Origin of the sequence: Nocardia sp. CA-107356 (genome assembly GCF_050946365.1) — a bacterium.
Classification (GTDB): domain Bacteria; phylum Actinomycetota; class Actinomycetes; order Mycobacteriales; family Mycobacteriaceae; genus Nocardia.
In genome coordinates this window covers 2,964,388-2,979,151 of the sequence record NZ_CP191992.1, presented here as the reverse complement: position 1 = coordinate 2,979,151, position 14,764 = coordinate 2,964,388, and the positions used below count along the sequence as shown (strand labels likewise).

General features: G+C 66.0%; 10 protein-coding genes and 1 pseudogene. 9 read left to right on the top strand and 2 right to left on the bottom strand.

The window, feature by feature from the left end; genetic code table 11:
- Positions 1-3: 3 nt before the first annotated feature.
- Complete coding sequence (locus tag ACQP1G_RS13320) at positions 4-618, bottom strand: GNAT family N-acetyltransferase (protein ID WP_433203022.1); 615 nt, start codon at positions 616-618, stop codon at positions 4-6.
- A gap of 250 nt (positions 619-868) precedes the next feature.
- Between ACQP1G_RS13320 and ACQP1G_RS13315 the strand changes: the two genes are divergently transcribed.
- A complete protein-coding gene (locus ACQP1G_RS13315; RefSeq protein ID WP_433203019.1) occupies positions 869-1,684 on the top strand; it encodes a TetR/AcrR family transcriptional regulator in 816 nt (271 codons plus the stop codon).
- Between the two features lie 83 nt (positions 1,685-1,767).
- Here the strand turns inward: ACQP1G_RS13315 and ACQP1G_RS13310 are convergent, their stop codons facing one another.
- Entirely contained in the window at positions 1,768-2,469 is a 702-nt protein-coding gene (locus ACQP1G_RS13310) for a hypothetical protein (protein ID WP_433203016.1), read from the bottom strand.
- A 396-nt stretch (positions 2,470-2,865) separates the two neighbouring features.
- Between ACQP1G_RS13310 and ACQP1G_RS13305 the strand changes: the two genes are divergently transcribed.
- The 8 genes and pseudogenes from ACQP1G_RS13305 to ACQP1G_RS13270 all read left to right on the top strand — a co-directional run.
- The gene (locus tag ACQP1G_RS13305; protein WP_433203013.1) at positions 2,866-4,200 is read left to right on the top strand and encodes an FAD-dependent oxidoreductase; all 1,335 of its coding nucleotides are present in this window, start codon (positions 2,866-2,868) and stop codon (positions 4,198-4,200) included.
- 292 nt (positions 4,201-4,492) lie between these two features.
- Positions 4,493-6,808, top strand: a complete 2,316-nt coding sequence (locus tag ACQP1G_RS13300) for an FdhF/YdeP family oxidoreductase (protein WP_433203010.1) — start codon at positions 4,493-4,495, stop codon at positions 6,806-6,808.
- A gap of 575 nt (positions 6,809-7,383) precedes the next feature.
- The gene (locus ACQP1G_RS13295) at positions 7,384-8,223 is read left to right on the top strand and encodes a hypothetical protein (RefSeq protein WP_433203007.1); all 840 of its coding nucleotides are present in this window, start codon (positions 7,384-7,386) and stop codon (positions 8,221-8,223) included.
- A 1-nt stretch (position 8,224) separates the two neighbouring features.
- Positions 8,225-9,958 carry a non-ribosomal peptide synthetase gene (locus tag ACQP1G_RS13290; RefSeq protein ID WP_433203004.1) on the top strand — a complete coding sequence of 578 codons (1,734 nt, stop codon included), beginning with the start codon at positions 8,225-8,227 and terminating at the stop codon, positions 9,956-9,958.
- 9 nt (positions 9,959-9,967) lie between these two features.
- Positions 9,968-10,936: a TauD/TfdA family dioxygenase gene (locus ACQP1G_RS13285; RefSeq protein ID WP_433203001.1), complete on the top strand. Its 969-nt coding sequence runs from the start codon at positions 9,968-9,970 to the stop codon at positions 10,934-10,936.
- A complete protein-coding gene (locus tag ACQP1G_RS13280) occupies positions 10,933-13,848 on the top strand; it encodes a condensation domain-containing protein (protein WP_433202998.1) in 2,916 nt (971 codons plus the stop codon). Before ACQP1G_RS13285 ends, ACQP1G_RS13280 begins: the two co-directional genes overlap by 4 nt.
- Positions 13,836-14,087: an acyl carrier protein gene (locus ACQP1G_RS13275; RefSeq protein WP_433202995.1), complete on the top strand. Its 252-nt coding sequence runs from the start codon at positions 13,836-13,838 to the stop codon at positions 14,085-14,087. Before ACQP1G_RS13280 ends, ACQP1G_RS13275 begins: the two co-directional genes overlap by 13 nt.
- Positions 14,084-14,755 (top strand): annotated as a pseudogene (locus ACQP1G_RS13270) (beta-ketoacyl synthase N-terminal-like domain-containing protein); the annotation flags it as partial. The gene ACQP1G_RS13275 and the pseudogene ACQP1G_RS13270, both read left to right, overlap by 4 nt.
- Positions 14,756-14,764 lie beyond the last annotated feature (9 nt).

The window sequence follows — 14,764 nt, the reverse complement described above, 5'->3', positions numbered from 1 at the left end:
CAGTCAGCCGCGAAACCACATCGGCCACAGGGTGGGGCCGCCGTCGGGGAGCGGGAGCGCCGCACCCGTGCGGGCGAAGCCGAGGCGTTCGTAGAGCTGCGACGAGCGAACCGTACTGGCTTCCAGGTAGACCGGAAGACCCTGCGCTGCTGCCTGTTTCAGCCTGTTGCCGATGATGGCCGCGCCCGCGCCGTGCCCGCGCCACTGCGGCACGGTGGCAATGGCGTAGAGGTAGCGGTGCGGGAACTCCCGCGGATGGTGTTCGGCGAGCAGGGCGGTGACCGCCGCCATCCGGTGCAGCGGTCGCAGGTCGCTGCCCTCGGCCCTGGTCCTGGCCTGCGCCGCCTCTTCCTGGTACCGCTCGATCGAATCCACCTGCTGCCACAGCGAAACCGCGCGAATGTCGCTGCCGGTGCCCGCGATCCACACCTCGTCCCGGCCGATGGTCTCCTCGATCAGAATGGGCGCATAGTCCTTTTCCAAGGCCGTCATGATCTCCGGGTGCCCGTCCATCACCCAGGCGGAGACCGCCTCATCCCGGCTGGCTTCGGCGAAAGCGGTCGCTACCGCGGCGACCTCGGACAGCTCTGCTCGGCGCACCCACTGGCCGTCGGTCATGGCGTACCTCCTGAATTCGGAACACTGTGTGTACTGGCCAAAGTAGGTGGAAACCCAGGAATTGCTATTATTTCGTCACACTTCCGGCGTGTGATGAAAAAGGGATCAGAATATGCCCTGTGCGAGTTGTGGCGGCGCGATCGTCCAAGCAGCCAAGGGCCGTAGGCGGCGGTACTGTTCCCGCTCCTGTCAGGCCAGGGCGTACCGGGCTCGCCGGGCCGAACTCCCCGCCGCCCCGCGACGTCGCCCCGTGACCGAGCTCACCACGGTGGGGATTGTCCGGGGGGCGGTGGAGCTGGCCGACCGGGCGGGGATGGACGGGCTCTCCGTCCGGCGCCTCGCCACCGAGATGGGCATTGCCACCACCGGGCTCTATCGCCACTTCTGCGATCGGACCGCGCTGCTCACCGCGATGGTCGACCTGGTGCTCGCCGAAATACCCACCCCGCCTGCGGAATTGACGCACTGGCGGGACCGGATCGGGTACGAGGCGCGCCAGGAATGGCAGCTGTACCGCAGGCATCCATGGATGCTGCCCACGCTGGCGCGCACCCGCCCGCCGGTCGGCCCGGCCCTGCTCGACATCCTGGAACGCACTTTCGCCGCGCTGAATCAGCCCGGCGTGCCACGCGAGGCCGTGCTGTCGATCTACCTCTCGGTGTCCGGCTTGGTGCAGGGACTGGCGATGCTGCCCCTGTCGGAGGAGCGGCGAACCGAGCACACCGTGCTGGAACCTTCGGAGGAAACCTGGCGCGCGATAACGGAATTGGTGACGCCGGACAGCTATCCGGTCCTACACGAGCTCGCCGACTTCACTGGTCAGGGGAACGGGACCGGCATCAGCACTACGTCGCAACGCGCCGCCACAGCAGCGCCCGGCCCCGAATCAGCCGGGCTCGCACTCGAATTCGACGATCTCTTCGAATTCGCCCTGGCCCTGCTCCTCGATGGCATCGCGGCCCGCTTCGGCCTACCCGAACCCGCTGACGCTCCCGACCTACCATCGGCAGCGGCCCCGCCCCCAGTGGCTTTCTATTCGGATGAGCCCCCGGAGTCAGCCGAGTAATGGTCAACTAACTCCGGGGGCGGACCTATGGCACGTATCACATGGCTGGAAGCCGTCGGGTCAGGACGTTGACCTGTCTGTGCTCACTTACCTTGGAATGGCGCATTTACCGTGGTGAAGTACTGGGCCACCGCCATGATCGCCATTGGAGCCGCGATGAACAGCTGACCGGCCAGCGTGCCGATCGCGCCGATCGCCACGATGCCGCCCAGACAGCCGACGGCGGCTGCGGGGATGAAGGCGCCGAACAATCCGATGATGGCGGCCGAGGCGACCGTCGCACCGGCGATACCGCCGAGGACACAGCCGATCGCGCCGCCGCCGATACCGCCCACGATGCCGCCGATGGTGGAGCCCATGGTGATGGTGCTGATCATGCGGGTGAAAGCGGCCTGCTCGCGGTCGTATTGGGTCTTCCAGGGCGCCTGGTCCTCGTACGGCAACGCGACCGGCTTGTAGGTCGCGTGCGCCATATCGAACTGCGGGGTCAGGGTCGCGGTGCGATCCTTGATCTCCGCGGCGATCGGAAATTCGAAATCGTCGACGCGGAACCGCAATTCGGAGCCTGCCAGGGTGACCCCGTTGGCCGCCTTGATCTTGAACACCCCGTCCTCGACAACCATCGAACCGGCCTCGGTGTTGATGATCGTCGACCGCTCCGTCACCGAGGTGGTGAATCTGACGTCATCGCCACTCGGCGCGGGCGTGGCATTGACCGTGCCCGCCGTGACGCCGAGCCCGGTGGTCACCAGCGCGGCAGTGACCGCGAACTTCTTCAATTTCATTGCTTGAATCCTCATCGGTTCTTCATTTGTCGAAACAAGTTGGCATTACTAGTGATTCTGGAATCAGGCGGTAATGCCCGGACTGCGTCCGACGGGTACGCCGGATACAACTGGAGAGGTCGAGGCCGGGATCGATGGAGATCGCAGGCGTCTTTCGCCGAGATCCGCCAATAAAGAATCCAGTGAATTCGCGATCACGCGAAGCTCCTCTCGAAGGCAAGGTCCCTATCGTCGGCGCGGTGTCGCCGAACCAAACTGAGTTGAACTCGGTTCAGGTCGTACCGTACATGCACCGTGATCCACTTCACAAGCAAATCCGACACTTGAACTGACTTCAGTTTTAGAGTTAGGGTGACCACCACGCTGGGCACTACCGCGACGCGGGAGGAGCATCGAATGTCAGAGGGCCACACCGACGTACTCGTCATCGGCGGCGGGATGGCCGGGCTCACCGCGGCGGCCCGATCATTGCATCGAGGCAATTCCGTGATCGTCGTCGAAGCGGCCGACGCAGTAGGCGGATCCGCGCGATTCGCGGGATACGCCTGGACCGCCCCCTCCCACGCGATCATGGACGAGGTCAACCCCCGCGGCGATATCGAGCTGCGCCGCGCACTCGTCGACGGATTCGGCCCCGGTATCGCCTGGATCCGGTCGCTCGGCGTCGAATGCGCGGACGCTGTCACCGTCCTGCGCTACGGTTCCGGTCACCAATTCGACACCAACCGGTATATCGACGAATGCGGCCGACGGATCCGCGCCGAGGGCGAGCTGCTCACCGAGACCGAGACTCGGGCCCTGCTCACCGAGGACGGTTCCGTCGTCGGCGCTCGGGTGCGACTTCCGGACGGCACCGAACGCGAGATTCGCTCTGCGGCAACGATACTCGCGACCGGCGGCTTCCAGGCGAATCCGGAGCTGGTCGACAGGTACATCCATCCCGATGCGAGCGCGATGCCGTTGCGGTCCAACCCGACCAGCATCGGCGACGGACTTCGACTTGCCGAGGACGTCGGGGCCGCGACGGGTACGGAACGCTCCGGTTTCTACGGCCACCTCATTCCCACCGGGGTAGCGTTCCGCGATCCGTCCGACTTCGTCGCGCTGTCGTTGTACTACAGCGAGCACGCCTTGCTGTTCAACCTCCACAACCGGCGGTTCACCGACGAAACCGTCGGCGACCACCTGACCACTATGGAACTGCTGGACCAACCGGAGGCCCGAGGATTGCTGGTCGCCGACGAGCAGGTCTACCGCGACTGGATCACCGGAAGTTACGTCGAAGGTGCGCAGGCGCTCGACAAATTCGATCTGGCACAACGCCGCGGCGGCCGGTGCGGCATTGCCGAAAGCCTCGACGACTTCGCATATCTACCCACCGAGTGGGGCTACGACGGCGTCGACATCGCCGCGCAGATCCGCGCCGCCAATGCCGCGGGTTCGGCCGCGCGGCCCCCGCGCACCTACGACGCGCGACCGCTCGACCACGGACCGTATTACGTCATCGAGGTGTGCCCCGCCTTGACATTTCCCTTCCACGGCATTCGCATCGACCGGCACGGCAGAGTCCTTGCGGCAAGTGGCGCAACCATCGATGGACTCTTCGCGGCGGGCGCCGATATCGGCGGTCTCTACGACCGCGCGTATACCGGTGGCATCGCCGCCGCACTCGTATTCGGACTTGCCGCGGCGGACCGAGCGGCAGCTGACCGTGCCAGCGCGGCTACCTGACCATGCTGTCGTCGAGAGCTCCCAGTCCACCACCGCGTACCTCGCCCCCGCTGTCCACCAGGAACCGGTGCGGCGCTGCGGCATCCGTTACCACACCGGAGGAACAGCGCCGCGTCACGAGATCCGGGCGCCGTCACGGATTCAGGATTGCCTTCTTGTTGCGGCTGGATGCGGGGTCGATGTGGCGTACCGTTTGGGCGAAGGTCTTCCACTCCGCGGACTTTCAGTGCGGAAGCTCGTTGAATCTCTGACAACCGATCGCCGAATCCCAGGATTATCGAAGGGGTTGGATATGGCCGGTCAGCGCGAAGATTTCTCTCCCGACGAAGGCCCGAGCCGGGAGCGCGACAAGAACGCGAAGTCGACGTTTCGTCCGTACCACCATCCCGCTGCGGGTTGGGGGGCCGCCAAAAGCGTCACCAAGTTCCTGGCCAGTGAACGCGAGGCGATCGACGGTCCACAAGCGATTCTGAAGATGAACCATGAGGGCGACGGTTTCGACTGTCCAGGGTGTGCTTGGCCCGACGATGTGAAGGGCCTGCGCCTCGATATCTGCGAAAACGGGATCAAGCACGTCGCTTGGGAGATGACGCATAAGCGGGTCGGCTCCGAGTTCTTCGCCGCGCACACGGTGACGGAGTTGTCGAAGTGGAGCGAATTCGATCTCGAGAACCAAGGCCGGTTGACCGAACCGATGACCTACGACCCGGAGACGGATCGGTACGTCCCGATCAGCTGGCAGGAGGCGTTCGAGCTGGTCGGCCGTACGCTTGCCGAGCTCGACGATCCCAATCAGGCATCGTTCTACACCTCCGGCCGGCTCGGGAACGAGGCGACCTTCCTCTACCAGCTGCTCGCACGTGAACTCGGCACAAACAACCTTCCCGACTGCTCCAACATGTGCCACGAGGCGAGCGGGCGGGCCCTGCAGGCCGCACTCGGCACGGGTAAGGGCACCGTCGACCTGGTGGATTGGGAGGCCGCCGATGCCCTGTTCATCATCGGGGTCAACGTCGCCTCCAACGCGCCACGAATGCTGACCTCGCTGGTGCAGGCCCACAAGCGGGGAGCACAGATCGTGCACATCAACCCCCTCGTCGAGGCAGCAGCGCGGCGCGCGATCATCCCGCACGATTTCCTGGAGATGGCCACCTTCCGCGCCACCCCTACCAGCACCTTGAATCTGCAGCCGCGGATCGGCGGCGATATGGCATTGTTGCGTGGCATTGCGAAAGCTGTTCTCGAGGAAGCGCGTACGGATCCCAAGGCAATCGATGCGGAGTTCATCGCCCGCCACACGGCCGGCTTCGACGAATATCGCGCGATGTGCGAGGCCGCATCGTGGACCGATATCGAGCGACAGTCCGAAATCGCCGTCGCCGATATCCGCAGAGCAGCGCGCATCTACTGTGACGCCGACCGGAGCATTGTCAGCTGGTGCCTGGGAATCACCCAGCACGAGCACGGCGTCGACACCGTCCGCGAGATCGTGAACCTGCTGTTGCTGCGCGGAAACCTGGGCCGCGAAGGCGCCGGCCCCTCCCCCGTGCGCGGGCACAGCAATGTCCAGGGCAACCGGACCTGCGGCATCGACCACCGTCCTGCCGAGGAATTCCTGAACCGGTTGGCACAGGTGTGCGGCATCGAACCGCCCCGGGAACACGGCCTCGATACCGTCCACACGATCCAAGCGATGCAGGCCGGGGACGTGAAGGTGTTCATCGGCATGGGCGGCAACTTCGCCATGGCCGCACCCGACTCCACCTACACCTACGAGGCGCTCCGCAAATGTGAGCTGACCGTGCAGGTCAGCACGAAGCTCAACCGCAGCCACGTCGTCCACGGCCGACGGGCTTTGATCCTGCCTTGTCTGGGCCGTACCGAGAAAGATCACCAGCGCACCGGAATTCAGGCCACCTCGGTCGAGGACTCGATGAGCATGGTCCACCTGTCGGTCGGCATGAAACAGCCCGCCTCATCGCACCTGCTCTCCGAACCGGCGATCATCGCCGGGATCGCGCAGACAGCACTGCCGAACAGCCCGACGCCGTGGCAGGCCTACGTCGAGGACTACGACCGGATCCGCGACACGATGGCCCAGGTGCTCGACGGATTCGAGGACTTCAACCGCCGTGTGCGGCTGCCGCTCGGATTCCGGATCCGCCAGCCGGCACGAGAATTGGTCTTCCTCACCCCGTCGGGCCGCGCGGAGTTCTCGACCGCGGAACTGCCCGACACCACCCCGGCCGCCGGCACCCTGACGCTGGCCACGGTGCGTTCACACGACCAGTGGAACACCACCATCTACTCCGACAACGACCGGTACCGGGGGATCAAGAACCTGCGCACGCTGGTCTTCATGAATCCCGACGATATGCGCGAACGGGGTCTCAGCGAGTTCGACGAAGTCGACATCACCAGCGTCGCCAACGACGGAAGCAAGAGATCGGTACAGAAATACAAGGTGATCCCCTACGGCATACCCCGCGGCAACGCCGCGGGGTATATGCCGGAGATGAACGTGCTGTGCGCGATCGGTGACTTCAGCACACAGAGCGATCAGCCGATCATGAAGAACCTCGAGGTCACTATCGAGCGTTCGGCCTGAGCTGCTTCGAAGTCTCGGATGTCGGGCACCCGCCAGACGACGGCGTCTACCGGGTCAGCTCCGGGACGATACGGCCGAAAGACAGTGCTGCGAGTAGCGGCAACCGCAAGCGAGGTTGCCGACTGAATTCCTTTGGCAGTCAGTAGATCAGCGCACTGTCCGCGCGGATCCGGCGCGAACCCAGCCGTATATCTGTGCGATCGAGCGGGTTGGTCGATGGCGCTGGTCGGTGGCGGCGACCGAACGTGTACTGAGCGAATAACAATGGCACTCATACGTTTACAACCGGCCATACCACCACCCCTGTCACCGAGGACCGCCCGCTGTCTGCACCGGGCGTGAATTTGACTGCCGCGCAGGTCTGTTCGACATCCCGCTGCTCACGACGGTCATCACATCGCGCTGCTCGTCGTGGGTCTCGCGCCGCAGTGCCAGGACGGTGCGAGGGATCTGAATCTGCTGCGCGCCAGCGATATTCACCAGATTCCCATCATCGGGAATGCCGGAAGGACTACCGGAACCACGCTGTCGGGTTTACTTGCAGGACCCAGCCCTCGGTGCGATGGAGCTTCTACGTGGGGTCAGATTCGTCGGCAGCCATCCGACACGGTGGCATCGTCCCGCCGGGTTTCACCGAGCTCAGGCCCGGTGCCAGTGAATTCCTTGTGGTGGCAGTCGATTTCGACATCACCACCCGCGGTGAAGCAGGGTTTCGCGACCTCGCGGCGCTGCTGCCCGAGTCGATGACGGTCTGGCTGACCACCCAGCCGCCCGCGAGCGTCGCTGATACGGCGTCGGGCGAGGCGTACACCGCGTGGTGGTGGGACCGGCTCGCCGCTTCCGGAGCGGAGATCGACGCGGTACTCGGGTATTGCGCGGGCAGCGTATTCGCCTGCGCCCTCGCCGATGAGGTGGCGCGACAGCAGGGCCGCCGACCCGCCACCGTTGTTTTCAATCCCGGTCGGCCCACGAAGGATTCGGTGTTCCGCGATATACGCACCACCCTGACTGCGCTGTCTTCACTATCGGCCGCCGAACGCGACGACTTGATCGGAGAGGCGAGCGCCCTGCTGCGGGAGTGGCCGCGGGATATCCCCGGCATTCTCGATCGGCTCCTGACGCTCTACCGCGACGCGGCGCACGCCGCCTTCGAAAGAGTCGGCGTCGCACCGGATGTCGGCGCCGAGCTGATCGATGTATTCGCCTCCTACACCGCGTATCTGCGGGCGGCGTCGACCATGGCGCCGCGCCCGCAGTGGTTGTCGGCGACCGCCCTGATCTCCATGGAAAACGACGAAGAACCGGATTTCACCGTGCACCGCATCCCCACCACGATCGGCCGCCGCGACCTGTTGCGGACACCCGAGGTCGCACGCCTGGTCATGAATGCGATGCAGCCGACAAGGAGGAGTTGACATGGCGACCGGCACATCCACTGTCGCGGAACTGTTCAGCGGACAGGTGCACCGGATCGGCGATGCCACGGCTGTCGTCCACCCCCACGGCCGACTGAGCTACCGCCAGCTCGACGACGTCTCCACGCGTCAGGCCCGCGCGTTGCACCGCCATGGAGTGCGCCGGGGCGACCTCGTCGCGGTGTACCTCGACAACTCGCTCGATCTCATCGTCGCGCTGCTCGCGATTGTCAAGAGTGGGGCGAGTTATCTGCCACTGGCCGTGACCGATCCGCCGCGACGTACCGAAACGCTGCTGCGGGCAGCCGAACCGAAGCTCGTACTGGTCCACCAGCACGGCCCAGAGTGGATCGCCGAACTCGCTCCCATGGTCCCGATGGGTGTTGAGACCGGCGACAACGAACCTCCCGACGATCCGCGACTCGGCCCAGCGCCACACGATGCCGCGTACATCATCCACACCTCCGGTTCCACCGGCCGACCCAAGGGCGTCGTCATCGAACATGGTGCCCTCGCGACGTATCTGCGTTGGGCCGTAACGTGGTATCCGGGCCTCGCCGGTCTGGTGCGCGTACACGCCGCACCTGCGTTCGACATGGCGGTGACAAGTCTGTTCGGCCCACTGGTCGCGGGCGGAACTCTCGACGTCGCGCCCCTCGACGATCCCGGCGAAACCCATGACACGCCAACCTTTCTCAAGGTGACCCCCGCGCACCTGCCGCTGCTGCGCTCCATGTTTCCGCACTGCGCGCCCACGTCGGACCTGGTCGTGGGCGGCGAAGCGCTCACCGGTGCGATGCTCGCCGACTGGCGGCGCGAGAACCCGGCCGCCACCGTTGTCAACGAGTACGGTCCCACCGAGGCCACGGTGGGCTGTTGCGTCCACCGAGTGGAGCCGGGCGAAGCACTCGCACCCGGGCCCGTCCCCATCGGCTCGGCCACCCCGGGCACCCGGCTGTACGTGCTCGACTCCCGACTCCTTCCGGTCGGCGAGGGTGAGTTGTACATCGCCGGGCCACAACTTGCGCGTGGCTATCTGGGTAGGCCCGGTCTCACGGCCGCCGCCTTCGTGGCCGACCCGCTCGGGCCGCCCGGTGCGCGGATGTACCGCAGCGGCGACCGCGTCCACCGCCGAGACGATGACCTGCTCGAGTTCGCGGGCCGGGTCGATGATCAGCTGGCCGTCAACGGATTCCGGGTCGAGCCGGGCGAAATCGTCGACATGCTCACTCAGGCCGCCGACGTGGATCAAGCCGCGGTGGTAGCCCTCGACGACCGGTCCACCGGCCCGGGGCTCGTCGCGTATGCGACACCGGCACCGGGCGCCACCCCGGACGTTGCCGCATTGCGGGAGTACCTCGCCGACCGGCTTCCGGGGCATCTGGTGCCCACGACCATCGTGCTGCTGGCAGCGTTTCCCCTCACCCCGAACGGCAAGCTCGACTACGCCGCACTACCGGAACCCACTGAAAGTACTGGGAGGCAAGCGGATTCGTCTCCAGAACCGCGGACCCCCACGGAACATCTCGTATGTGAGCTGATGGCGGAGCTGCTCGAACTCGAACAGGTCGGCGTCGACGACGATTTCTTCGCCCTCGGCGGGACCAGTCTGGCCGCCGCGCGCCTGGTGACCCGGGCCCGCCGCAACGGTGTGGATTTCACCCTCACCGACGTCCTCAGCCACCGCACCGTGCGCAGATTGCTCGATCCGCCGTTCCGCCCGGCCGGACGCTGAGGAGACGATATGGCACAGACACTGCCCGCCGAACTCGCCCACCTCGGTCCTGTCGCAGGCCTGCTCGAAAGCAACGGGATCACCTCGGCCGCGGTTTATCAGCTGCCCGACGGTGTCGACATCCCCGCATGGGCACGGCGGCACCGCGCGGAAATGCGAGCCGCGCTGAACCGATTCGGTGTGGTGCTGCTGCGCAATGTAACCGTGGATCTCGACCTCTTCGGCCAGATCGCCGCCGCGGTGGGCGGCGATCCGCTGCCCTACCGCGACCGGTCCACACCCCGGTCGCACGTCGACGGCAACATCTACACCTCCACGGAATACCCTGCAGACCAACGGATCCCACTGCACAACGAGAACTCTTACGCCGACGTCTGGCCCGCAGTACTGTTCTTCCTCTGCGCCGCACCCGCCCCATACGGCGGGGAGACGCCGGTCGCCGACAGTCGCGCGGTGTTCGACCGGATCGACGCCGACATCCGCGCACGGTTCGCCGACGGCATCGTCTACACCCGGACCTACCGTGACGATTTGGGGCTGGGCTGGCAGGAGGCGTTCCAGACCGATTCGCGGTCCGAAGTCGAGGAGTATTGCGCCCGGCACGGCCAGCATTGCGAGTGGGACGGCCCGATACTGCGAACCCGGTTCCACCGGCCGGCTTGGCGTGCCGAGGCGGCTGTCGGACGCCCGGTGTGGTTCAACCAAGCCCATTTGTTCCACGTATCGGCGCTGGACGATGAGATCCGCGAGGCACTGCTGCTGAGCTATCCCGACAGCGATCTCCCCCGCAACGCCTATCACGCAGACGGCAGTCCACTGTCCGCGGGCGATCTCGGGCGCATCGACGAGGTCTACCGGGAATGCGCCCTCACGATCCCATGGCAGCAGGGCGATCTGATGGTGGTCGACAATATGGTGGCCGCGCACGGCCGCATGCCGTATCGCGGTCCGCGTCGCGTACTGGTGGCCATGACATGAGCAGCGATATCACTGAACATGGTGTGACCGTCTACGCAGCGTCCTTCGGCCAGCGTCGGCTGTGGTACGCACAGCGCCTGGAGCCCGCGAGTCCGATCGCCAACGTGCCCTTGGCGATACGCCTGCGCGGGACCTTCGATCCCGCGGCCTGGCAGCAAGCGGTCGATGTGGTGGTGGACCGGCACGATGCGCTGCGTACCTGTTTCGCCGAGCGCGGCGGGACACCGGAACAGGTGGTCTTCGACACCTGTCGGGTGCGAGTCGACGTCGAAGAGATTCCCGAGTCCGCCGCCCCGGACTTCCTGGACCGGATCGCGACCACGCCATTCGATCCGACCGTCGCGCCGCTGCTGCGCATCGCCCTCGCCCGCTTCACCGACGAAGACCACCTGCTGGCGATCAGCATGCACCATGCCATCACCGACGGCAGGTCGTATGACGTACTGCTGCAGGAGCTTTCGGACAGTTACACCGCAATTCGCAAGGGCGCGTTCCCGGATCCGCCCGAATTGGCAGTGCAGTACGGCGATTACGCCGAGTGGCAGCAGGATACCGTCGACGCAGGCCGGTGGGCCGACCAAGGCGAGTTCTGGCGCGCCGAACTCGCCGACGTGCCATTGCTACTGGAGTTGCCGACCGACCGGCCACGGCCATCGGTGCGATCCTCGGCAGGTGAGACGATCCCGTTCGTGGTGGCCGCGCCGACCGCGGCGGGTATTCGGGAGGCGGCACGCCGGCTCGGCGGCACCGTGCACATGGTGCTGATGGCTGCGTTCCAGGCGCTGCTCGCCGATATCGCCGGCCAGGACCGCTTCGTCGTCGGCACGGCCGTATCCGGCCGCGGCCCCGCAGCAGTGGAGAACCTGATCGGGTTTTTCGTCAACACCATTCCCGTCACAGCGGATTGTTCCGGCACGCCGACGTTCCCGGAGCTGTTCGGCCGGGTTCGGGAACGGTTGCTGCGTGCCTACGCCCATCAGGACCTGCCGCTGGATAACATCGTGGACGCGGTACGGCCGCCGCGGCATCCGGCACGCACTCCGCTGTTCCAGGCCATCCTCACCTATGGCCCGCACCCGCTCGCCGAACTCCGCCTGCCCGATGTCGAGCTCGAGTACGTCCCGGTGGCACCCTCCGGCGGCTGCCATTCCGACCTCGACCTCATCGTCTACGACGATGGGAAGCAATTGCAGGGCTATCTGATCCGACCTGCCGGCCTCATCGACGACGAACGCGCTGCCGGATGGGTGGCGGGACTGCTGGGGCTGCTGGCGGACATCGCGGCCGGGTCGGACCGTGCGCTCTGCACGGCCGCCCGTCCAGCGCCGGAGGTCACCGCCCGGGAACCCGCTCCCGCCGAGACGGCCGCCGATGGTCCGCGAACCGACCTGCAGCGCTTCGTCGCCGATATCTGGGCGCAGGTGCTCGGCCTCGACACCGTCGGCGTGCACAACGACCTGTTCACCTGCGGGGGCGACTCACTGCAGGCCCTTCGGCTGCTGAGCCGAGTGGAAACCGGGACCGGACGCAGTATCGCGCTGGCCGATTTCCTCCGCGCGCCCACCGTCGCCGGACTCGCCGCACTGCTGGCTGAGAACACGAATCCTGGTGCGGCCGAACCGGCTTCAGTGCCGCTGGGCCCGTCCGGACGCATTCCGGCACGCGGGTCATACGGTCAGCATCGCCTCTGGTTCATGCAGCGGCTGGAGCCCAACAGCACCACCTACACCGTGCCGGTGTCCGCCAGAGTCCGGGGTGCGTTGGATCTCGCGGTGCTGCAACGAGCCATCGACGTGATCGTGGCACGCCACGATGTCCTCCGGACGCGCTTCGCCGACACCGCAAGCATCCCGGAACAGATCGTGGAAGCCGACTTTCGGGTATCGCTCCAGGTCGAAGACGTTCCGGAAACCGCCGCGGCCGATTTCGTGGACCGGATCACCGGCACCCCCTTCGACCTGACAGCGCTCCCGTTGCTCCGCATCGCCGTCGCACGATTCGGCGCCGCCGATCATCTGATCGTTCTCGCGATACACCATGCCATCGCCGACGGCTGGTCCATCGACCTCCTGTTCCGCGAATTATCGCTCTGTTACAACGCTTTCCAGGCAGGGACGGTACCCGTACTGCCGGAGATTCCGGTGCGCTACGGCGATTACGCGGAATGGCAGCGGGCCATGGTCGAGGCGGGCCACTGGGATGGCCAGTCGTCCTTCTGGCGCACCGAACTCACCGACTGGCCACTGACCCTGGACCTTCCGACCGATCGACAGCGGCCGGGGATCCGGACCTCCCAGGGCCGATCCCTGCATTTCACGGTCCCCGCGGCCGCCACGGCCGGCATACGCGCCGCGGCCCGGCGATATGGCGGCACCGTGCACATGGTGCTGATGGCCGCGTTCCAGGCAGTGCTCGCCGAACTCAGCGGACAGGACCGATTCGTCGTCGGCACCGCGGTATCGGGCCGTGGCCCCGCCGCGGTCGACAATGTCGTCGGATTTTTCGTCAACACCATTCCGGTCAAGGCGGACTGTACCGACGCACCGAGCCGGCCGGAGCTTTTCAACCGGGTCCGACGCAACCTGCTGCGCGCGTATACGAATCAGGATCTTCCCCTGGAGCGCATCGTCGAGGCCGTACGCCCGCCCCGCGACCTCGGCCGCACTCCAATCTTCCAGGCCGTGCTGACCTTCGCGACGGACCCCTGCGCCGAATTGCGCCTGGGCACAACGCAAATCGAATCACGTCCGGTGCTACAGGCCGCCGCCCGCACCGATCTCACCGTGGAAATCCACGACACCACACCAGCTTTGGAAGGCGTGGTGGAGTTCAGCACCGACCTGTTCGATCCGTCTACCGTCGCCTCGTTCACCTACCGCCTGCTCGAGGAGCTCACCCAGTGGAACCGCTGACCGATATGACCCGCTCCGGTATCACCGCATATATCACCCGAATGTGGTGCACGATCCTCGATATCGACGCGGTCGGCAGGTACGACAACTTCTTCGATCTGGGCGGAACTTCCTTCCAGCTGCTCATGGTGAAGGACCGGCTCGACACCGAGTTGGGCGTCACCACCGAGCTCATCAGCTTCTTCCGTCATCCCACGGTGGCGGAGCTGGCCGACTACCTCTACGGGAAGACACGATGACGCCGGACGACGCAATCGCAGTGGTGGGTATGGCCGGACGATTCCCCGGCGCCTCCGACGTGGCCGAGTTCTGGCGGAACCTGGTGGCGGGCAAGGAGTCTCTGGTCCGCCCGCCGAGCAGCGCGCCGGGTACACCACCTTCGGACGCCTATGGCGTGCTGGCCGATATCGACCTGTTCGACGCCGAGTTCTTCGGATTCGCGCCCGCCGAGGCCGAACTCCTCGATCCGCAGCACCGGCTGTTCCTCGAATGCGCATGGCATGCCCTGGAACACGCCGGCTGCCCTCCGGACCGCTACGGCGCGCAGACCGGAGTCTTCGCCTCCGCCAGCCCGAGCACATATCTGCTCCGGACCCTGCTCACCCGATTCCACCACGCGAATCCCACCGAACAGCACCGCATCCTGCTGGCCACCGACAAGGACTACCTCGCTACCCGCACCTCCTACAAGCTCGACCTGCGGGGCCCCAGCATCGGTGTGCAGACGGCATGCTCGTCATCACTTGTCGCGGTGCATCTGGCCGCCCGCGCGCTCGCCGCCGGCGACTGTGGGGTCGCGGTGGTGGGCGGCGCCACCGTATTCCTTCCGCAAGCGACCCTGCAAGAGCACGTGGACGGTGCCATCATCTCCGCCGACGGGCACTGCCGCCCGTTCGACGCCGCCGCCACCGGCGCG